Source organism: Micromonospora sp. WMMD723 (assembly GCF_049863385.1).
GTDB classification, from domain to species: domain Bacteria; phylum Actinomycetota; class Actinomycetes; order Mycobacteriales; family Micromonosporaceae; genus Micromonospora; species Micromonospora wenchangensis.
This window is the reverse complement of the sequence record NZ_JBMKNR010000001.1, coordinates 1114776-1134007: the sequence shown is the minus strand read 5'-3', so window position 1 is coordinate 1134007 and position 19232 is coordinate 1114776. Positions and strand designations below refer to the sequence as shown.

31 protein-coding genes are annotated in these 19232 nt (G+C 69.7%); 29 read left to right on the top strand and 2 right to left on the bottom strand.

Annotated features, from left to right (window positions below):
* The first annotated feature begins 10 nt into the window (after positions 1–10).
* From rplB to truA, 29 genes are all read left to right on the top strand, one after another.
* Positions 11–850, top strand: coding sequence for a 50S ribosomal protein L2 (rplB, locus tag ACN261_RS05130; RefSeq protein WP_204924858.1), 840 nt, complete (start codon positions 11–13; stop codon positions 848–850).
* Positions 851–862: 12 nt separating this feature from the next.
* Entirely contained in the window at positions 863–1144 is a 282-nt protein-coding gene (gene rpsS, locus ACN261_RS05125) for a 30S ribosomal protein S19 (RefSeq protein WP_088647003.1), read from the top strand.
* A gap of 40 nt (positions 1145–1184) precedes the next feature.
* On the top strand, positions 1185–1643 hold the full coding sequence (gene rplV, locus ACN261_RS05120; protein WP_088647002.1) for a 50S ribosomal protein L22: 459 nt from the start codon (positions 1185–1187) through the stop codon (positions 1641–1643).
* Positions 1643–2515 carry a 30S ribosomal protein S3 gene (gene rpsC / locus ACN261_RS05115; RefSeq protein WP_088647001.1) on the top strand — a complete coding sequence of 291 codons (873 nt, stop codon included), beginning with the start codon at positions 1643–1645 and terminating at the stop codon, positions 2513–2515. The genes rplV and rpsC overlap by 1 nt, the downstream gene beginning before the upstream one ends.
* Before the next feature lie 3 nt (positions 2516–2518).
* Positions 2519–2944, top strand: a complete 426-nt coding sequence (gene rplP / locus ACN261_RS05110) for a 50S ribosomal protein L16 (protein ID WP_088647000.1) — start codon at positions 2519–2521, stop codon at positions 2942–2944.
* Positions 2944–3180 carry a 50S ribosomal protein L29 gene (gene rpmC, locus ACN261_RS05105; RefSeq protein WP_013288628.1) on the top strand — a complete coding sequence of 79 codons (237 nt, stop codon included), beginning with the start codon at positions 2944–2946 and terminating at the stop codon, positions 3178–3180. Before rplP ends, rpmC begins: the two co-directional genes overlap by 1 nt.
* Complete coding sequence (gene rpsQ / locus ACN261_RS05100; protein WP_088646999.1) at positions 3177–3458, top strand: 30S ribosomal protein S17; 282 nt, start codon at positions 3177–3179, stop codon at positions 3456–3458. The genes rpmC and rpsQ overlap by 4 nt, the downstream gene beginning before the upstream one ends.
* A 100-nt stretch (positions 3459–3558) precedes the next feature.
* Positions 3559–3927, top strand: a complete 369-nt coding sequence (gene rplN, locus ACN261_RS05095; RefSeq protein WP_007073026.1) for a 50S ribosomal protein L14 — start codon at positions 3559–3561, stop codon at positions 3925–3927.
* The gene (gene rplX, locus ACN261_RS05090; protein WP_194821781.1) at positions 3924–4244 is read left to right on the top strand and encodes a 50S ribosomal protein L24; all 321 of its coding nucleotides are present in this window, start codon (positions 3924–3926) and stop codon (positions 4242–4244) included. Before rplN ends, rplX begins: the two co-directional genes overlap by 4 nt.
* Positions 4244–4813 (top strand): 50S ribosomal protein L5, encoded by a 570-nt coding sequence (rplE, locus tag ACN261_RS05085; RefSeq protein ID WP_067301437.1) that lies wholly within the window; start codon positions 4244–4246, stop codon positions 4811–4813. The genes rplX and rplE overlap by 1 nt, the downstream gene beginning before the upstream one ends.
* Before the next feature lies 1 nt (position 4814).
* A complete protein-coding gene (locus ACN261_RS05080) occupies positions 4815–5000 on the top strand; it encodes a type Z 30S ribosomal protein S14 (protein ID WP_007073023.1) in 186 nt (61 codons plus the stop codon).
* 96 nt (positions 5001–5096) lie between these two features.
* Positions 5097–5504 (top strand): 30S ribosomal protein S8, encoded by a 408-nt coding sequence (rpsH, locus tag ACN261_RS05075; protein WP_067301438.1) that lies wholly within the window; start codon positions 5097–5099, stop codon positions 5502–5504.
* Between the two features lie 16 nt (positions 5505–5520).
* Positions 5521–6063, top strand: coding sequence for a 50S ribosomal protein L6 (rplF, locus tag ACN261_RS05070; RefSeq protein WP_204924859.1), 543 nt, complete (start codon positions 5521–5523; stop codon positions 6061–6063).
* Positions 6060–6449, top strand: a complete 390-nt coding sequence (gene rplR / locus ACN261_RS05065; protein WP_088646997.1) for a 50S ribosomal protein L18 — start codon at positions 6060–6062, stop codon at positions 6447–6449. The genes rplF and rplR overlap by 4 nt, the downstream gene beginning before the upstream one ends.
* A 33-nt stretch (positions 6450–6482) precedes the next feature.
* Positions 6483–7097, top strand: coding sequence for a 30S ribosomal protein S5 (gene rpsE / locus ACN261_RS05060; RefSeq protein ID WP_088646996.1), 615 nt, complete (start codon positions 6483–6485; stop codon positions 7095–7097).
* Positions 7097–7279, top strand: a complete 183-nt coding sequence (gene rpmD, locus ACN261_RS05055) for a 50S ribosomal protein L30 (RefSeq protein WP_088646995.1) — start codon at positions 7097–7099, stop codon at positions 7277–7279. Before rpsE ends, rpmD begins: the two co-directional genes overlap by 1 nt.
* Complete coding sequence (gene rplO, locus ACN261_RS05050) at positions 7279–7722, top strand: 50S ribosomal protein L15 (protein WP_088646994.1); 444 nt, start codon at positions 7279–7281, stop codon at positions 7720–7722. Before rpmD ends, rplO begins: the two co-directional genes overlap by 1 nt.
* Positions 7723–7956: 234 nt before the next feature.
* Positions 7957–9285 (top strand): preprotein translocase subunit SecY, encoded by a 1329-nt coding sequence (secY, locus tag ACN261_RS05045; protein WP_208568320.1) that lies wholly within the window; start codon positions 7957–7959, stop codon positions 9283–9285.
* Entirely contained in the window at positions 9286–9939 is a 654-nt protein-coding gene (locus ACN261_RS05040) for an adenylate kinase (protein ID WP_088646992.1), read from the top strand.
* 95 nt (positions 9940–10034) lie between these two features.
* Positions 10035–10886: a type I methionyl aminopeptidase gene (gene map / locus ACN261_RS05035; RefSeq protein ID WP_145921748.1), complete on the top strand. Its 852-nt coding sequence runs from the start codon at positions 10035–10037 to the stop codon at positions 10884–10886.
* 903 nt (positions 10887–11789) lie between these two features.
* Positions 11790–12389, top strand: coding sequence for a DUF1707 SHOCT-like domain-containing protein (locus ACN261_RS05030; protein ID WP_425848654.1), 600 nt, complete (start codon positions 11790–11792; stop codon positions 12387–12389).
* A 269-nt stretch (positions 12390–12658) separates the two neighbouring features.
* Positions 12659–12880 (top strand): translation initiation factor IF-1, encoded by a 222-nt coding sequence (gene infA / locus ACN261_RS05025; protein ID WP_007073013.1) that lies wholly within the window; start codon positions 12659–12661, stop codon positions 12878–12880.
* 93 nt (positions 12881–12973) lie between these two features.
* On the top strand, positions 12974–13087 hold the full coding sequence (rpmJ, locus tag ACN261_RS05020) for a 50S ribosomal protein L36 (protein ID WP_012184307.1): 114 nt from the start codon (positions 12974–12976) through the stop codon (positions 13085–13087).
* Positions 13088–13350: 263 nt separating this feature from the next.
* A complete protein-coding gene (gene rpsM / locus ACN261_RS05015) occupies positions 13351–13731 on the top strand; it encodes a 30S ribosomal protein S13 (RefSeq protein WP_091241981.1) in 381 nt (126 codons plus the stop codon).
* Between the two features lie 69 nt (positions 13732–13800).
* Positions 13801–14208 carry a 30S ribosomal protein S11 gene (rpsK, locus tag ACN261_RS05010; RefSeq protein ID WP_030329919.1) on the top strand — a complete coding sequence of 136 codons (408 nt, stop codon included), beginning with the start codon at positions 13801–13803 and terminating at the stop codon, positions 14206–14208.
* Positions 14209–14222: 14 nt separating this feature from the next.
* Positions 14223–14849 (top strand): 30S ribosomal protein S4, encoded by a 627-nt coding sequence (gene rpsD / locus ACN261_RS05005; protein WP_067301470.1) that lies wholly within the window; start codon positions 14223–14225, stop codon positions 14847–14849.
* A 95-nt stretch (positions 14850–14944) separates the two neighbouring features.
* Positions 14945–15967, top strand: coding sequence for a DNA-directed RNA polymerase subunit alpha (locus ACN261_RS05000; RefSeq protein ID WP_007073009.1), 1023 nt, complete (start codon positions 14945–14947; stop codon positions 15965–15967).
* 34 nt (positions 15968–16001) lie between these two features.
* A complete protein-coding gene (gene rplQ, locus ACN261_RS04995; protein WP_208568198.1) occupies positions 16002–16571 on the top strand; it encodes a 50S ribosomal protein L17 in 570 nt (189 codons plus the stop codon).
* Between the two features lie 74 nt (positions 16572–16645).
* Positions 16646–17476, top strand: a complete 831-nt coding sequence (gene truA / locus ACN261_RS04990; RefSeq protein ID WP_357926400.1) for a tRNA pseudouridine(38-40) synthase TruA — start codon at positions 16646–16648, stop codon at positions 17474–17476.
* Positions 17477–17483: 7 nt separating this feature from the next.
* On the opposite strand, the gene ACN261_RS04985 is transcribed toward truA, so the two are convergent.
* Positions 17484–18308: a TrmH family RNA methyltransferase gene (locus ACN261_RS04985; RefSeq protein ID WP_421484171.1), complete on the bottom strand. Its 825-nt coding sequence runs from the start codon at positions 18306–18308 to the stop codon at positions 17484–17486.
* Positions 18305–19114: a phytanoyl-CoA dioxygenase family protein gene (locus ACN261_RS04980; protein WP_421484170.1), complete on the bottom strand. Its 810-nt coding sequence runs from the start codon at positions 19112–19114 to the stop codon at positions 18305–18307. The genes ACN261_RS04985 and ACN261_RS04980 overlap by 4 nt, the downstream gene beginning before the upstream one ends.
* Between the last annotated feature and the right edge of the window lie 118 nt (positions 19115–19232).

Below are 19232 nucleotides of genomic sequence, written 5' to 3'. Positions count from 1 at the left end.
GGTGTAGACAATGGCTATCCGTAAGTACAAGCCGACGACGCCGGGCCGACGCGGCTCCAGCGTTGCCGACTTCGCCGAGATCACCCGGTCCACGCCGGAGAAGTCCCTGCTGGCCCCGCTGCCGAAGAAGGGCGGACGCAACGCCCACGGCCGGATCACCGCCCGGCACCACGGCGGCGGCCACAAGCGGCAGTACCGCCTGATCGACTTCAAGCGGGTCGACAAGGACGGCGTGCCGGCGAAGGTCGCGCACATCGAGTACGACCCGAACCGCACCGCGCGCATCGCGCTGCTGCACTACGCCGACGGCGAGAAGCGCTACATCCTCGCGCCGAAGGACCTGAAGCAGGGCGACCGGGTCGAGTCCGGGCCGGGCGCCGACATCAAGCCGGGCAACAACCTGCCGCTGCGCAACATCCCGGTCGGTACCACCGTCCACAACGTGGAGCTGCGTCCGGGCGGCGGCGCCAAGCTGGCCCGTTCGGCAGGCGTCGGCATCCAGCTGCTCGGCCGGGAGGGCGTGTACGCGACCCTGCGTATGCCGTCCGGTGAGATCCGGCGGGTCGACGTGCGCTGCCGCGCCAGCGTCGGCGAGATCGGCAACGCCGACCAGTCGAACATCAACTGGGGCAAGGCCGGCCGGATGCGGTGGAAGGGCAAGCGTCCGACCGTCCGTGGTGTCGCGATGAACCCGGTCGACCACCCGCACGGTGGTGGTGAGGGTAAGACCTCCGGTGGTCGCCACCCGGTGAACCCGCAGGGTAAGCCCGAGGGCCGCACCCGTCGTAAGGGCCAGCCGAGCGACCGGCTGATCGTCCGCCGCCGCTACGCCACGCGTAAGCGCGGCTGAGGGAGATAGAGCATGCCTCGCAGCCTGAAGAAGGGCCCGTTCATCGACGACCACCTGCTCAAGAAGGTGGAGACGCAGAACGACAAGGGCTCGAAGAACGTCATCAAGACCTGGTCGCGCCGCTCGACGATCATCCCCGAGATGCTCGGGCACACGATCGCCGTGCACGACGGACGCAAGCACGTCCCGGTGTTCGTGACCGAGGCCATGGTCGGGCACAAGCTCGGCGAGTTCGCGCTGACCCGCACGTTCAAGGGTCACGAGAAGGACGACCGGAAGAGCCGCCGGCGCTGACGCCGCGGGCATACGGATAGAGGAACAAGGGGTTACAGCGATGCCAGGAAAGGGCGACGCTCCGGTGCTTCCGGGCGCGCGGGCGGTTGCGCGACACGTGCGCATCTCGCCGATGAAGGCGCGCCGGGTGGTCAACCTCGTCCGCGGCCTGCCCGCGAAGGAGGCGCTCACGGTGCTGCAGTTCGCGCCGCAGGCGGCGAGCGAGCAGGTGTACAAGGTGCTCGCGAGCGCGATCGCCAACGCGGAGAACAACGAGCGGCTGGACCCTGACGCGCTGCTCGTCAGCGAGGCGTTCGTCGACGAGGGCCCGACCATGAAGCGGTTCCGGCCGCGGGCGCAGGGCCGGGCCTACCGGATCCGCAAGCGTACCTGCCACATCACCGTGGCGGTCGAGGCGGTCGCGCCGGCCGCGCCGAAGAAGTCCGCGGCGAAGAAGGCGGCACCGGCGCAGCAGGCCGAGCCCGCAGCGACCGAGAGCAAGACGGAGGGTGCCGAGTAATGGGTCAGAAGGTTCACCCCACTGGATTCCGGCTCGGCATCTCGACCGACTGGAAGTCCCGCTGGTTCGCGGACAAGCTCTACAAGGACTACATCGGCGAGGACGTCAAGATCCGCCGGATGATGTCCAAGGGCCTCGAGCGTGCCGGCATCTCCAAGGTCGACATCGAGCGCACCCGGGACCGTGTCCGGGTCGACATCCACACCGCCCGGCCGGGCATCGTCATCGGCCGTAAGGGTGCGGAGGCCGACCGGATCCGCGGCGAGCTGGAGAAGCTCACCGGCAAGCAGGTGCAGCTGAACATCATCGAGGTCAAGAACCCCGAGTCGGACGCGCAGCTGGTCGCCCAGGGCGTCGCCGAGCAGCTCTCCAGCCGGGTCAGCTTCCGTCGGGCCATGCGCAAGTCGATGCAGTCGGCGATGAAGAACCCCGTCTGCAAGGGCATCCGGGTGCAGGTCTCGGGCCGCCTCGGTGGCGCCGAGATGAGCCGGACGGAGTTCTACCGCGAGGGTCGGGTTCCGCTGCACACGCTGCGGGCCAACATCGAGTACGGCTTCTTCGAGGCGCGTACCACCTTCGGCCGGATCGGCGTGAAGGTCTGGATCTACAAGGGCGACGCCGTGCCGGGCCGGGAGGCTCCGGCCGAGGCCGGTCCGTCCCGCCCGCGTCGTGGTGAGCGCGGCGACCGGCCCGAGCGGCCGCGTCGTGGCCGGTCGGGTTCGTCGGGTACGACCGCCGGTGGTACCGAGGCCGGCCGGGCTGCCGCGACCACCATCGCGCAGCAGGCCGAGACGCCGAGTGGCGAGCCGGTCGACAGCTCCGCTGTCGCCGCGGCCGCCACCCAGCCGGCAGAAACGCAGCAGGAGGGCTGACAGATGCTGATGCCGCGCAAGCCCCCGAAGGGCTTCCGCAAGCCGCACCACCCGGACCGCCACGGCGCGTCCAAGGGCGGTAACCGGGTGGTGTTCGGCGAGTTCGGAATCCAGGCTCTCGAGCCGGCGTACGTGACCAACCGGCAGATCGAGTCGGCACGTATCGCCATGACCCGGCACATCAAGCGTGGCGGCAAGGTGTGGATCACGGTCTTCCCGGACCAGGCCCTCACCAAGAAGCCGGCCGAGACCCGGATGGGTTCCGGCAAGGGCTCGCCCGAGTGGTGGGTCGCGAACGTCAAGCCGGGGCGGGTTCTCTTCGAGATGTCCTTCCCCAACGAGCAGATCGCGCGAGAGGCGATGCGTCGCGCGATCCACAAGCTCCCGATGAAGTGCCGCATTGTTACGCGCGAAGTGGGTGAATCCTGATGGCAGCGGGCGTCAAGCCCTCCGAGCTGCGTGAACTCTCCGAGGAGGAGCTGGTCACGAAGCTGCGCGAGGCCAAGGCGGAGCTGTTCAACCTCCGCGTGCAGGCCGCGACCGGTCAGCTGGACAACAACCGGCGGCTGCAGGTCATCCGTCGGGAGATCGCCCGGATCTACACGATCATGCGTGAGCGCGAGCTGGGTCTCTCGGCCGCGCCGACTGAGGTGACTGCATCATGAGTGAGACCGAGAACACCGCCACCACCGTGCGGGCCCGCCGTAAGGTCCGTGAGGGCCTGGTGGTCAGCGACAAGATGGACAAGACCGTCGTGGTCGAGGTCGAGGACCGGGTCAAGCACGCGCTGTACGGCAAGATCATGCGCCGTACCAGCAAGCTGAAGGTCCACGACGAGCAGAACGCTGCAGGCATCGGTGACCGGGTCCTGATCATGGAGACCCGGCCGCTGTCCGCCACCAAGCGTTGGCGGATCGTGGAGATCCTCGAGAAGGCCAAGTAGCGAAGGCTCGAGCTCGGCCGGTTTCGGTCGGGCGCAGGTTCCGCCAGGCTCCGGCCGTCCGCGAGGGCGGCCGGAGAACCGGCAGACATAGGAGATAGACGTGATTCAGCAGGAGTCGCGACTGCGCGTCGCCGACAACACGGGTGCCCGGGAGATCCTGTGCATCCGGGTTCTCGGTGGCTCCGGTCGGCGCTACGCGAGCATCGGCGACGTCATCGTGGCCACCGTCAAGGACGCGATCCCGGGCGCCGGTGTCAAGAAGGGCGACGTCGTCAAGGCCGTCGTCGTCCGCACCGCCAAGGAGAAGCGGCGGCCGGACGGCTCGTACATCCGTTTCGACGAGAACGCCGCCGTCATCATCAAGGACGGCGGGGACCCGCGCGGGACCCGCATCTTCGGCCCGGTGGGCCGCGAGCTGCGGGACAAGCGGTTCATGAAGATCATTTCCCTCGCGCCGGAGGTGTTGTGACCGTGAAGGTCAAGAAGGGCGACACGGTCATCGTCATCGCCGGCAAGGACAAGGGTGCCAAGGGCAAGGTCATCGCGGCCTACCCGCGGCAGGACAAGGTCCTCGTCGAAGGCGTGAACCGGGTCAAGAAGCACACCCGAGTCAGCACCACCCAGCGCGGCGCCAAGACCGGTGGCATCGTCACCCAGGAGGCCCCGATCCACGTCTCGAACGTGCAGGTCCTGGACTCCGACGGGAACCCGACCCGGGTCGGCTACCGGTTCGACGACAACGGCCAGAAGGTCCGCATCGCGCGTAGCACCGGTAAGGACCTGTGATGACCACGGCTACCGAAACCAAGACCCTGCCGCGCCTCAAGGAGCGGTACCGCAACGAGATCGTGGCCAAGCTGCAGGAGCAGCACAGCTACGGCAACCCCATGCAGGTGCCGCGGCTGGTCAAGATCGTCGTCAACATGGGCGTGGGCGAGGCTGCCCGCGACGCCAAGCTGATCGACGGCGCCGTCCGCGACCTGGCCACGATCACCGGCCAGAAGCCGCAGGTGCGTCGGGCCACCAAGTCGATCGCGCAGTTCAAGCTGCGTGAGGGCATGCCGATCGGCGCGAAGGTGACCCTGCGCGGCGACCGGATGTGGGAGTTCCTGGACCGGCTGCTGTCGATCGCGCTGCCGCGTATCCGTGACTTCCGCGGTCTGGACGGACGCAAGCTCGACGGGCACGGCAACTACACGTTCGGCCTGACCGAGCAGTCGGTGTTCCACGAGATCGACCAGGACAGGATCGATCGCCAGCGGGGCATGGACATCACGGTGGTCACGACCGCCACGACCGACGACGAGGGCCGGGCGCTGCTCAAGCTCCTGGGCTTCCCGTTCAAGGAGAACTGAGATGGCCAAGAAGGCGCTGATCCTCAAGGCCGCCGCGAAGCCGAAGTTCTCGGTTCGCGCGTACACCCGCTGCCAGCGGTGCGGGCGTCCGAAGGCGGTCTACCGCAAGTTCGGCCTCTGCCGGGTGTGCATCCGGGAGATGGCCCACCGCGGTGAGCTGCCCGGCGTGTCCAAGGCTTCCTGGTAATAGCCCGGCGCGCTCCGCGCGTCAGCTGAACTGTCTCTTCGCCGTAGGCCCCGGGCCGTGCCCGGGGAACCCCGGCGAGAAAGGTTGACGAATTTCATGACGATGACCGACCCGATCGCAGACATGCTCACGCGTCTGCGGAACGCCAACCAGGCGTACCACGACCGGGTGACGATGCCCTACTCGAAGATCAAGGCGAACATCGCCGAGGTCCTCAAGGCCGAGGGTTACATCGCCACCTGGTTGGTCGAGGAGCCCGAGGAGGGCGCCGTCGGCAAGCGACTGGTCGTCGAGCTGAAGTACGGCCAGAACCGGGAGCGGAGCCTGGCCGGCATCAAGCGCGTGTCCAAGCCCGGTCTCCGGGTGTACGCCAAGTCGGACGGGCTCCCGCGGGTGCTCGGCGGGCTGGGCGTGGCGATCATTTCGACGTCCCAGGGGCTGCTCACCGACCGGCAGGCCCGCAAGCGGAGCGTTGGCGGGGAAGTCCTCGCCTTCGTCTGGTAACGGGAGACAGGTAGAAATGTCGCGTATTGGACGTAAGTCGATCCCGGTGCCTTCCGGCGTCGACATCACGATCGAGGGCCAGACCGTCAAGGTCAAGGGCCCCAAGGGCGAGCTGTCCCACACGCTCGCCGAGCCGATCTCCGCGGAGCGGGGCGAGGACGGCCAGCTGCACGTCAACCGGCCGAACGACGAGCGCAAGGCCAAGGAGCTGCACGGCCTCAGCCGTACCCTGGTCGCCAACATGATCGTCGGGGTCACCGAGGGCTACCGCAAGAGCCTGGAGATCGCCGGCACCGGTTACCGGGTCACGGCCAAGGGCAAGGACCTGGAGTTCGCGCTCGGGTTCTCGCACCCGGTCCTGGTCCCCGCGCCGGACGGCATCACCTTCACGGTGGAGCGGCCGACGCTGTTCCACGTGGCCGGCATCGACAAGCAGCAGGTCGGTGAGGTCGCCGCCAACATCCGGAAGATCCGCCCGCCGGAGCCCTACAAGGGCAAGGGTGTCAAGTACCAGGGCGAGGTCATCCGCCGCAAGGCCGGAAAGGCAGGTAAGAAGTGAGCGCCACGCTGCTCAAGCGCCGCCGCGGCGTCGCCGCCAAGCGCGCCGTCGGCCGTGCGCGTCGACACTTCCGGGTCCGCAAGAACGTCAGCGGCACCGCCGAGCGTCCCCGCCTGGTGGTCACCCGCTCGCTGCGGCACATCGTCGCCCAGATCGTCGACGACACCAAGGGTCACACCCTGGCGTCGGCCTCGACCCTGGACGCGTCGCTGCGCGGTGCGGAGGGCGACAAGAGCGCCCTGGCCGGCAAGGTCGGCAGCCTGCTCGCCGAGCGGGCCAAGGCCGCCGGTGTGTCCAAGGTCGTCTTCGACCGTGGTGGCAACCGGTACGCGGGGCGGGTCGCCGCGCTTGCCGACGCCGCCCGCGAAGCCGGGCTCGAGTTCTAGAAACCCCGTCACGAGAGATAAGGAAGGCTGCTGATGCCAGGTCAACAGCGCCGTGGCGGCGGGTCCGGTGGCAACGAGGGTGGTCGCCGCGACAACCGCCGTGAGGGCGGCCGCGGAAACGCGCCCGTCGAGAAGACCCCGCACCTCGAGCGGGTCGTCGCGATCAACCGCGTCGCCAAGGTCGTGAAGGGTGGTCGTCGCTTCAGCTTCACCGCCCTGGTGATCGTGGGCGACGGCGACGGCACGGTCGGCGTGGGCTACGGAAAGGCCAAGGAGGTGCCCGCGGCGATCGCCAAGGGCGTCGAGGAGGCCAAGAAGCACTTCTTCAAGGTGCCGCGGATCGGCCAGTCGATCCCGCACCCGATCCAGGGTGAGGCCGCGGCCGGTGTGGTGCTGCTCAAGCCGGCGTCCGCCGGTACGGGCGTCATCGCCGGTGGCCCGGTGCGTGCCGTGCTGGAGTGCGCGGGCATCCACGACGTGCTCTCCAAGAGCCTCGGCTCGTCCAACCCGATCAACATCGTGCACGCCACGGTGGCGGCGCTGAAGGGGCTCGAGTCCCCGGAGGCCGTCGCGGCCCGTCGTGGCCTGCCGGTCGAGGACGTGGCGCCGGCCGCCATGCTGGCGTCGCGGGCGGGGGTGGCGTCCTGATGGCACGCCTGAAGGTCACCCAGATCCGGTCCGAGATCGGGAGGAAGCAGAACCAGCGGCACTCGCTGCGTTCGCTCGGCCTGAAGCGGATCAATGACGTGGTGGTCAAGGAGGACCGTCCCGAGATTCGGGGCATGATCTTCACGGTCAGCCACCTCGTGAAGGTCGAGGAGGTCGAGTAATGACGATCAAGGTTCACCATCTGCGTCCGGCCCCGGGCGCCAAGACCGCGAAGACCCGGGTGGGTCGCGGTGAGGGCTCCAAGGGCAAGACCGCCGGTCGCGGCACCAAGGGCTCCAAGGCCCGCAAGAACATCTCGGCGGCGTTCGAGGGTGGGCAGATGCCCATCCACATGCGCCTGCCGAAGATGAAGGGCTTCAAGAACAAGTTCAAGGTCGTCTTCCAGGTGGTCAACCTGGACCGGCTGGCCGAACTGTTCCCCAACGGCGGCCAGGTCGGCCCGCTGGAGCTGGTCGAGGCCGGCGCGGTCCGCAAGGGCCACCCGGTCAAGATCCTCGGCACCGGCGACCTCGGCGGCGTGACCCTCCAGGTGTCGGCGCAGGCGTTCAGCGCGTCGGCCAAGGAGAAGATCACCGCTGCCGGCGGCTCGGTCACCGAGCTGTAGGTCAGGCAGACCATGGCGCCCGCTCAGTTCTTCGTGACTGGGCGGGCGCCCTGGTCTACCCGGAGCGTGTGCGCCGGGTAACATCGGATTCGGTTTATGTAGCCGGGCACACCTGCCCGGAGCGGGATCGGGCTGTTAGAGTCCCTTCCCAGCCATGGATATCGGGCACTTGCCCGGCACCCACCCCACCCGCCAGGGACCACCACCGGGCGGCCCGCGCGCAGGAGGAAGAAGTTGCTGTCCGCCTTTCTCAGTGCGTTCCGTACGCCTGACCTGCGCAAGAAGCTGCTGTTCACAGTAGGCATCATCGCGGTCTACCGGCTCGGCGCCACTCTGCCCAGCCCCGGCGTCTCGTACGGCAACGTGCAGAAGTGTCTCGACAGTCTGCAGGGCCAGAACACGGGCGTGCTCAACCTGCTCGACCTGTTCTCCGGCGGCGCCCTGTTGCAGCTCTCGGTCTTCGCGCTGGGCATCATGCCCTACATCACCGCGTCGATCATCCTGCAACTGCTGACGGTGGTCATCCCCCGGCTGGAGCAGCTCCGCAAGGAGGGCCAGGCCGGCCAGGCGAAGATCACCCAGTACACCCGCTACCTGACCCTCGGCCTGGGCATCCTCCAGTCCTCGGCGTTCGTGGCGCTGGCCCGTTCCGGCCAGCTGTTCCAGAACCGCTGCGACCAGTTCCCGATCGTGCCCGAGGGCACCGGCATCCCGGACTGGCTGACCCTCAGCATCCTGGTCATGACGATGACCGCCGGCACCGGCATGGTGATGTGGCTCGGCGAGCTGATCACCGACCGGGGCGTCGGCAACGGCATGTCCGTCCTGATCTTCACCTCGATCGCGGCCCGGCTCCCCAGCGAGGGCTGGAAGATCAAGACCAACGAGGGCTGGGGCAAGTTCGCCCTGGTGCTCGCGCTGGTCCTGGTGGTCATCACCGCGGTCTGCTTCATCGAGCAGGCGCAGCGCCGGATCCCGGTGCAGTACGCCAAGCGGATGATCGGCCGGCGGATGTACGGCGGCACCTCCACCTACATCCCGCTGAAGGTGAACCAGGCCGGTGTCATCCCGGTCATCTTCGCCTCGTCGCTGCTCTACCTGCCGCAGCTGGCGCTCCAGTTCTTCGACCAGACCGACCCGGGCAAGACCCAGGCCTGGATCCAGAACAACATCGTGCAGGCCGACGCGCCGCTGCACATCGTGATCTACTTCCTGCTGATCATCTTCTTCACGTACTTCTACGTCTCGATCACGTTCAACCCGACCGAGGTCGCGGACAACATGAAGAAGTACGGCGGCTTCGTGCCGGGCATCCGCCCCGGCAAGCCGACCGCCGACTACCTCGACTTCATCCTCAGCCGGATCACTCTGCCGGGCGCGCTCTACCTGGGTATCGTGGCGGTCCTGCCGAACTTCTTCTTCATCTGGCTGAACAGCCAGCAGTTCCAGAACTTCCCGTTCGGCGGCACCGCTGTGCTCATCATGGTCGGCGTCGGTCTGGAGACCGTGAAGCAGATCGAGAGCCAACTCATGCAGCGGAACTACGAAGGGTTCCTGCGGTAGATGCGACTCGTTCTGGTTGGCCCGCCGGGCGCGGGCAAGGGCACACAGGCGGAGTTCATCGCCGCACACCTCTCGGTGCCGAAGATCTCGACCGGTGACATCTTCCGGGCCAACGTCTCCCAGGGGACGCCCCTGGGAGTCGAGGCGAAGCGGTACATGGACGCGGGCAAGCTGGTCCCGGACGAGGTGACCATCAACATGGTCCGGGACCGGCTCGCCGAGCCGGACGCCTCCGAGGGCTTCCTGCTCGACGGGTTCCCGCGCACCACCCCGCAGGCCGCCGCGCTGGACAAGCTCCTCGCCGACCTGGGCACCGCGCTGGATCTGGTGCTGGAGCTGGTCGTCGACGACGACGAGGTGATCCGGCGGCTCTCCGGCCGGCGCACCTGCCGGGGCTGCGGCAAGATCTGGCACGTCGAGTTCGACGCCCCCAGCCGGGAGGGTGTCTGCGACCGGTGCGGCGCCGAGCTGTTCCAGCGCGACGACGACAAGCCGGAGACCATCGCCGCCCGCCTCCGGGAGTACGCCGACAAGACCGCTCCGCTGGTCGACTACTACGGCGCGCAGAACAAGCTGGTCGGGATCGACGCCACCGGCCCGGTGGAGGACGTCACCGTCCGCGCGATCGACGCGCTGCGCTCGTACGGCGGCTGACCTCCCGCCGGGGCCCGGCGGATAGAGTGCGAACAGCGGGGTACGCGACGTGCCCCGCTGTTTCGCTGTGCAGAGCAACGAAAGGTGACCGCTCCATGCGCCGTGCCCAGCTGGACATCCAGCTGAAGACCCCTGACCAGATCCAGAAGATGCGGGCCGCCGGCCTGGTGGTCGCCGAGGCCCTACGCCGGATGAGCGCAGCGGTCGCCCCCGGGGTGAGTACGGCAGACCTCGACGCCATCGCCGAGGCGACCATCCGCGAGGCGGGCGCGATCCCGTCCTTCAAGGGCTACCACGGTTTCCCCGCCTCGATCTGCTCGTCGGTCAACGAGCAGGTGGTGCACGCGATCCCCGCCGCCGACCAGGTGCTCAGGGAGGGTGACCTGATCTCGATCGACTGCGGCGCGGTGCTGGACGGCTGGCACGGCGACGCGGCGGTCACCGTCGGGGTGGGCGAGGTCGACCCGGCGCTGTTGAAGATGGCCTCGGTCGCCGAGGACGCCATGTGGGCCGGGATCGCCGCCGCCGCGCGGGGTGCCGCGAACGGCCGAGGCCGGCTCACCGACATCTCGCACGCCGTCGAGACAGCCGTGCGCCGGGGCGGCCGGTACGGCATCGTCGACGGCTACGGCGGCCACGGCATCGGCACCGAGATGCACCAGGATCCGCACGTGCTCAACCACGGCCGGCCCGGCAAAGGGCCACGTCTGGTGCCGGGCATGGCGCTGGCGATCGAGCCGATGATCACGATGGGTTCCCCACGTACCGTCGAGTTGTCCGACGGGTGGACGGTGGTCACCCGGGACCGGTCGATGGCGGTACACGTCGAGCATTCGATGGCGCTGCTGGAGGACGGGGTGTGGGTGTTGACCGCGTTCGACGGCGGGCGGGCGCGGCTCGGTGACCTGGTGACCGCCCGGCAGCCGGCCGACTCCCCGGCGACCTGACCCGTCACCACGGCTCCCGAACCCACGGCCACCTGCCCCATGGCTACCCGACCCGCGGCCCCACCTGCCCTACCGCTACACCCGCACGAAGCCCCCTGAGCTACGGTTCCGGCCCCCTGCCGGCCGATGTCCGCCGCACCCGTGTCTCCCGTCGCCGCCGGCCCGGCCGAAGCATGTCCCGGGCGGGGTGGTTCCCGGGCGGGCGGTGTCCGGGTTGGGGCGTGTCCGGGCTGTCCGGTGTCCGTTTGGGGCAGTGTCCGGTTCGGGCGTCCGGGCGGTGAGGTGTCCCAGTGGTGCGGTCTCCAGGCGTGCTCTCGGGTGGTTCACGCCGTCGCGTGCCGTTTCCGGCGGCGCGAACCACCGAGACCAGTGGCCCACCCCAGGTCCTTTCGAGCTGATGACGTCGGCGACTCAACCCGCCGGCCGGGGAGTGGACGTGCTCCCCACCGTCGGCGGAGGAGAGCGTCGGCGGAGTGCAGGCGTGAAGCTCACCCGGGGACGGGGAGAGGGACGTGAATCGCTGATGTCATCAGGTCGAAAGGACCCGAGGGCGGATGTGGTGGGGGAGGCGCGGTCACCGGTGAGAGGAGGCGGGTGGGCCCTCGTGGAAAGCGCCGAAGCGGCCCGACGACCCCTTGGGGGCTGTCACCGGGAGGAACCGCCCGGTAGCCGAGGGCCGGGCTGGCCGAGGCCGGTGGCGGTGCCGTTGCGCCAGCTCGGCGGGGCCACCCAGCCGGGCCAGCCCAGCGGGGCCAGCTCAGCCGGGCCAGCGTCGCCGGCCAGGTCAGTCGGGGTCAGCGTCGGGCAGCGGTGGCGGTGTGCCCCCGGTCCGGCGGTCGCCCTGTGGCCCGGTGGGCGATCAGGGTTCGGCGGCGGTGGACCGGTGGTGTCATGCTTGCCGGCATGGAGGGGCGGGCTGGCATGCCGGGGCGGGAACGGATGCGGGCGGCGGACGCCGACCGGGAGGCGACGGCGGAGCGGCTCCGGGTCGCCCTGGAAGAGGGCCGGCTGGACCTGCACGAGTACGACGAGCGCCTGCAACAGACGTACGGGGCGAAGACGTACGCCGAACTCGACACCGTCCTGGCTGATCTGCCGGCACCGGCGTCCGCGCAGCGCTCCGCGCTGGCCCCGCTCGACCCGCAGGCCCCGCCGGTGTCCGGTTCAGGGGAGTCGGTGCCCGACCGGGAGGTGACGCCGGAGCCGCCGGTGACCGGGGGCTCCGTGGTGGGCGAGCCGGTGCCCGTGGGTGCCGGCTCCGGCCGGTGGCCGGTCGAGGTGTGGATGCCCTGGCTGCGGGTGGCGGCCCTGCTCACCGTGATCTGGGCGATCTCCTCGGTCGGTAGCCGGGAACTGCTGTTCTACTGGCCGGTATGGGCGCTCGGCCCGTGGGGGGTTCTGCTGTTCCTGCGTACCACGGGCGGGGTTGCCGGCGGCGCTCCCGCCCGGCGGGACCGCCGGCGGTCGGCGCGCGACACGCGGCGGCGCAAGCGTCGCAAGTAGCGCCGCAACGCCCGCCGACAGCTGGGCGTTGCGGGGGAGGGTGCCCGGTTTCGTCCGGGTGGGTGACACCACTGGTGGCCGGTTTGGCGACCACCAGTGGGCGGGCGTACACTTTCAGATCGGCGCACAGCGTCCACTCCGGCATGCCCACCACGCGCTTCGGTGGGAGTGCGGAGCCGCGGCTGGCGCGGGTCCCCGATGACCATCGGAAGGCCCGTGTAAGACGTTGTGGGTCGTCCGGAACAACCGACGTCAGGACAGCGGAGTACATGCCGAAAAAAGACGGAGCCATCGAGATCGAGGGTCGGGTCATCGAGCCTCTGCCGAACGCCATGTTCCGGGTGGAACTCGCGAACGGCCACAAGGTGCTGGCTCACATCAGCGGCAAGATGCGGCAGCACTACATCCGCATCCTGCCGGAGGACCGGGTCGTCGTCGAACTCTCGCCGTACGACCTGACCCGCGGGCGCATCGTCTACCGCTACAAGTAAAGCCTGACGGCGGCCGGGAAGTCCCCGTGTCCGTCTTCGACGTCCGGAGTCGCGGTCACCGCGTCACCGGGCCGGATGGGAAGTAAGGCAACCGTGAAGGTCAAGCCGAGCGTCAAGAGGATCTGCAACAAGTGCCGGGTTATCCGCCGGCACGGCCGGGTCATGGTGATCTGCACCGACCCGCGCCACAAGCAGCGCCAGGGCTGATCCGCGCCCGCTCTCCGCGTGACGGAGGGCGGCGGACCGGTCCGGGTCGCGCAGATCCGACGACAACACGTCACCAGCTCGTCCCAGCCGCGGAACGTACGCATGCGTACCTTCTCGTGGCCAACCCCCGGTCGGAGGCCGGGGCCCGCTCGGGCAGCGGCCGTCCGGTCGCCGGCGCACGACGCGCCGGAGCCGGAACTGGTCGGTAGCGGGGTGGGACGGGTCCACACCTCCGCCACACATCACGAGGAGTACGCCCGCACATGGCACGTCTAGTCGGCGTGGACCTCCCCCGCGAGAAGCGGATGGAGATCGCGCTCACCTACATCTTCGGGGTCGGTCGCACCCGTGCCCAGGAGACGCTCGCCGCTACCGGCATCTCGCCGGACAAGCGCGCTCGGGACCTCACGGACGAGGAGCTGGTCCAGCTCCGCGACCACATCGAGTCGAACTACAAGGTTGAAGGCGACCTGCGCCGCGAGGTCGCCGCCGACATCCGCCGCAAGGTCGAGATCGGCTGCTACGCCGGCATCCGGCACCGCCGGGGCCTGCCCGTGCGTGGCCAGCGGACGCGGACCAACGCCCGCACCCGCAAGGGCCCGAAGCGGACCGTGGCCGGCAAGAAGAAGCCCGGCAAGAAGTAAGTCCCACGCCGGCGCCCAGGCGAAGAGCCAGCAGCCGATCGAGAACCCATACAGGAGCGCAGAAGACTTATGCCACCGAAGGCTCGTGCCGGAGCCGCAGTCAAGAAGGTCCGGCGCAAGGAACGCAAGAACGTCGCCCACGGGCAGGCGCACATCAAGAGCACGTTCAACAACACCATCGTGTCCATCACGGACCCGACCGGTGCGGTCATCTCCTGGGCCTCCGCCGGCCAGGTTGGCTTCAAGGGCTCCCGCAAGTCGACCCCGTTCGCCGCGCAGCTGGCCGCCGAGGCCGCCGCGCGCCGGGCGATGGAGCACGGCATGCGCAAGGTCGACGTGTTCGTCAAGGGTCCCGGCTCCGGCCGGGAGACCGCCATCCGTTCGCTGCAGGCCGTCGGGCTCGAGGTCGGCCAGATCGCCGACGTCACCCCGCAGCCGCACAACGGGTGCCGTCCGCCGAAGCGTCGCCGGGTCTGAGAGGTTAGAGAGAGATGGCTCGTTACACCGGTGCTGACTGCCGCCGTTGCCGGCGGGAGAAGATGAAGCTGTTCCTCAAGGGCAGCAAGTGCGATGGCCCGAAGTGCCCGTTCGAGTCCCGGCCGTTCCCGCCCGGACAGCACGGCCGTGGCCGCACGAAGGAGACGGAGTACCTGCTCCAGCTCCGCGAGAAGCAGAAGGCCCGCCGCGTGTACGGCGTGCTGGAGAAGCAGTTCCGCGGGTACTACGAGGAGGCCGTGGCCAAGCAGGCCAAGACCGGTGAGGTCCTCCTGCAGATCCTCGAGTCGCGGCTCGACAACGTGGTCTACCGGGCCGGGTACGCGCACTCCCGGGACATGGCCCGCCAGCTTGTCAAGCACGGTCACTTCACCGTGAACGGCAAGAAGGTCGACATCCCGTCGTACCGCGTCAAGGAGCACGACATCATCGAGGTCCGGGGCAAGAGCAAGGAACTCACCCCGTTCATCGTGGCGCAGGCCCAGGCCGGCTCCAAGACCGTTCCGGCGTGGCTGGAGGCGATCCCGAGCCAGATGAAGGTCCTGGTGCACTCGCTCCCGGCCCGCCAGGTGATCGACACCCAGGTCCAGGAGCAGCTGATCGTCGAGCTCTACTCCAAGTAGGGCCCGTTGCGGTGGCCCGTCCTGCGGGGCGGGCCACCGGAACAGTTTGTGTCGTGGACGTCATATAGCGGGCGTCCCGGAAGAGAAGAGAAGAAATGCTCATCAGCCAGCGACCGTCTCTCTCCGAAGAGTCGATCAACGAGACCCGCTCCCGGTTCACCATCGAGCCGCTGGAGCCCGGCTTCGGCTACACCCTGGGCAACTCGCTGCGGCGTACGCTGCTGTCGTCCATCCCGGGTGCCGCGGTCACCTCGATCAAGATCGACGGTGTGCTGCACGAGTTCACCACGATCCCCGGGGTCAAGGAGGACGTGGTCGAGCTCGTCATGAACATCAAGGAGCTCTGCGTCAGCTCCGAGCACGACGAGCCGGTCAGCATGTACCTGCGCAAGCAGGGGCCGGGCGACGTGACCGCCGGTGACATCCAGCCCCCGGCCGGTGTCTCGGTGCACAACCCCGACCTCAAGCTCGCCACCCTCAACGGCAAGGGCCGGCTCGACATGGAGCTGACCGTCGAGCGGGGTCGCGGCTACGTGACGGCGGCGCAGAACAAGCAGGCCGGCGCCGAGATCGGCCGGATCCCGGTCGACTCGATCTACTCGCCGGTGCTGAAGGTGACGTACCGCGTCGAGGCGACCCGTGTCGAGCAGCGGACCGACTTCGACCGGCTGATCATCGACGTCGAGACCAAGCCGTCGATGGGCCCGCGTACCGCGCTGGCCTCCGCCGGTTCGACGCTGGTGGAGCTGTTCGGGCTGGCCCGGGAGCTGGACGAGACCGCCGAGGGCATCGACATCGGGCCGTCCCCGCAGGACGCCCAGCTCGCGGCCGACCTCGCCCTGCCGATCGAGGAGCTGGACCTCACCGTCCGCTCCTACAACTGCCTCAAGCGCGAGGGCATCAACTCCGTTGGTGAGCTGATCGGGCGTACCGAGGCCGACCTCCTCGACATCCGCAACTTCGGTCAGAAGTCGATCGACGAGGTCAAGATGAAGCTCGCCGGGATGGGGCTGGGGCTGAAGGACTCGGCTCCGAACTTCGACCCGGCACACGTCGTGGACGCCTTCGGCGAGGCCGACTACGACACCGACGACTATCGCGAGACCGAGCAGCTCTAGTCCGCGCTGCCGCCACACCTGAGGAGCACCAAGCATGCCCACGCCCACCAAGGGCCCCCGCCTCGGCGGCAGCCCCGCGCACGAGCGGCTGATGCTGGCCAATCTGGCCACCGCGCTGTTCCAGCACGGCAAGATCCAGACCACCGAGACGAAGGCCCGGCGGCTGCGCCCGCTGGCCGAGCAGCTCATCACCAAGGCCAAGCGGGGCGACCTCGCCTCGCGGCGGCGGGTGCTGGGCGTCGTCAAGGACAAGGACGTGGTCTACTCCCTGTTCGACCAGATCGCGCCCCGGTACGCCAACCGCAACGGTGGCTACACCCGGATCGTGAAGACCGGCCCGCGCAAGGGTGACGCCGCTCCGATGGCGATCATCGAGCTGGTGGAGGAGCTTCAGGTCGCCGAGCCGAAGGCGAACAAGAAGACCGCCGCCCGCAAGGCCGCCCAGCAGGACAAGGTCGAGGCGCTCGCCCCGGCCGAGGAGACCCCGGCGGCCCCGGCCGACCAGGACTCCGAGGCGCCGGTTTCGGCGTCCGGTGACACCGCCGCCGCCCGCGAGGACAGCGACGAGGCCACCGAGACCGAGGCCACCGAGAAGAAGGCCTGAGCAACGGCAGCACCGTCGGGCCCGGCATCCCTTCCTGGGGTGCCGGGCCCGACGTCGTGAACGGGAGGTACGAGGTGGACGAGCGGACCCGGCTGCGGCTGGACGTCTCGTACGACGGCACCGACTTCTCCGGCTGGGCCGCCCAGCCGACCCGGCGCACGGTGGCCGGGGTGCTGGTCGCGACGCTGGACCTGGTGCTCGGGGCGGGCACCGTGACGGGCCTGACCGTGGCCGGGCGGACCGACGCCGGGGTGCACGCCACCGGGCAGGTCTGCCACCTCGACCTGCCCGCCGCCGTCTGGGCGGAGCACCGGGAGCGGCTGCTGCGCCGGCTGGCCCGGCTGCTCCCCGGTGACGTCCGGGTCCGGGCGATGACGGAGGTGCCCGCCGACTTCGACGCCCGTTTCTCGGCCACCTTCCGCCGGTACGAGTACCGGGTGACCGACGCCCCCTGGGGTGCCGAGCCGCTGCGGCGGTGGGACACCCTCGCCTGGCCCCGGGCGTTGGACCCGGCCGCCCTGAACGTCGCGGCGGCCGGCCTGGTCGGGGAGCACGACTTCGCCGCGTACTGCCGGCGCAAGGAGAACGCCACGACGGTGCGTGAGGTGACCCGGCTGGACTGGCGACGGGACCCGGACGGCATCCTGGTCGCCACCGTGCAGGCCGACGCGTTCTGCCAGGCGATGGTGCGCAGCCTGGTGGGGGCGATGCTGACCGCCGGGGACGGTCGACGTCCGGTCGGGTGGCCGGCGGGGCTGCTCGCCCGGCGCGAACGGTCCAGCGAGGTGACGGTCGCACCGGCGCACGGGTTGACCCTGGTGGCCGTCGGCTATCCGGCCGATCCGGCCGACTACGCCGACCGCGCCGACCGGACCCGCCGGTTGCGGCTGCCGGTGGAGTCCTGACCCGGTGCTACCGGCGGGCGGCGGCGCTGCGCTGGCGTGCCGACTCGTAGAGCACGACGGTCGCGGCGGCCGCCGCGTTCAGGGAGCTGGCGGCCCCGGACATCGGCACCCGGACGAGCTGGTCGCAGGCGTCCCGCCAGCCGACGCTGAGACCTGTGGTCTCGTTGCCGATCAGGGTCAGCGTGGGTCGTGTGAAGTCGTAGTCGGCGGCATCCAGGGTGGCGTGCTCGTCGGCACCAGCGATGCCGATGTGGACACCGCCGGCCCGCACGTCGGCGACCCAGGACAGCACCGCCTGGTGCGAGGGCACCCGGACCACGGGCAGCGCGAACAGCGAGCCGGTGCTCGCCCGCACCGCCTTCGGGTCGTACACGTCGGCGGCATGGCCGGTGACGACGACGCCGGACGCGCCGAAGGCGTCCGCGGAGCGGATGAGGGTCCCGATGTTGCCGGGGCTGCCGGGCCTGTCGAACACGACGGTGAGCATGGTCGGTCCGACCGGGATGCGGTGCAGGTCGTCCTCGGGTAGGGCGACCACGGCCAGCAGCTCCGGCACCGTGTCCGCCTTGCCGCCCAGCTCGTGCATCAGGTCGGGGGCGACGGCGTACCGCTCGGCCCGGACGCTGTCCAGCGTCGTGCGGGCCCACTCGGACAGCCGGACGTCGGCGTCGTAGAGCAGCTCCCGGACCTGCCAGCCGTGTTCGACGGCCATCGCGATCGGGCGTACGCCCTGCACGAGGAACTCGCCGCGACGTTGCCGCTTGGTCCGGTTGCGCAGCAGGGCCTCCCACTGCTGGAACCGCGCGTTGCGGCCGCTCACCCGCCCCCTCACCGGTGCTCCCGCCTCCCGGGTGCCTCGGGACCGGGAGTGTCCTGTCCGAGTCCCCGGCGGATCGCGATCTCCACGGGCGAGTACGCACCGTCGGGCCGTTCCAGTTCGTACGGTGCCGCCGGCATCAGCGGCGGCTGGGCCATGAAGCGCGGTCGCGTCCCGTGGTGCGGCTGCGCCGCGTGCACCAGGAACGGGTGGCAGAGGAAGACGTCGCCCGGGGACCCGGTGGCCAGGGCGACCGGCCGGTGGTCCGACGCCGCCACCAGGTCGGGCGCGAGGTCGAGCCCGCTCGCCCCGTCCTCCCCGTACTTCTCGAGCACCTTCGGCACGTCGAGGTGGGAGCCGACCCTGATCCGGGTCGGGGCGTCCTCGTCGCCGACCTCGCTGAACAGGAACAGCATCAGCAGTGCCCGACCCCGGGAGCGGACGTTCGTGAAGTACCAGTTCGCGCCCTCCGGAAGGTAGCTGCCCTCGACGTGCCAGCCCGCGTCGTCCGGCTCGTCGGGGTGCGGGAAGCGCAACGGGAACGTGCCCAGTGAGTAGCGCGGCTCCCAGCGTCCCGCGCCGACGAGCAGGTCGTAGGCGTGGTGGAGGGCCGGGGAGTTGGGTGCGGCGGCGAACGGCCCCTGCGCCATGCCGGGCACCCAGCGCACGGGTTTCGTCCAGGTGGCGGGGTCGTCCGGGTCGCAGCCGGTCTCCCGCCACAGCAGCCGTGCGCAGTCCGTGGCCACGCGCGGCGCGACGGCGCCCGCCAGCTTCACGAAACCGTCGTGAAGGAACCGGGATACCAGTGTCGTGTCGTCCATGCGCCCCATCGTGGGGCGGCGACCGTTCCGATCGCCCGACACTTCCCGCTCCGCTTCTGTCGGGTGTGTCGCCTGCGCGCCGGCCCACGATACGAAAGGCCGGGTCGCCGGGCACCAC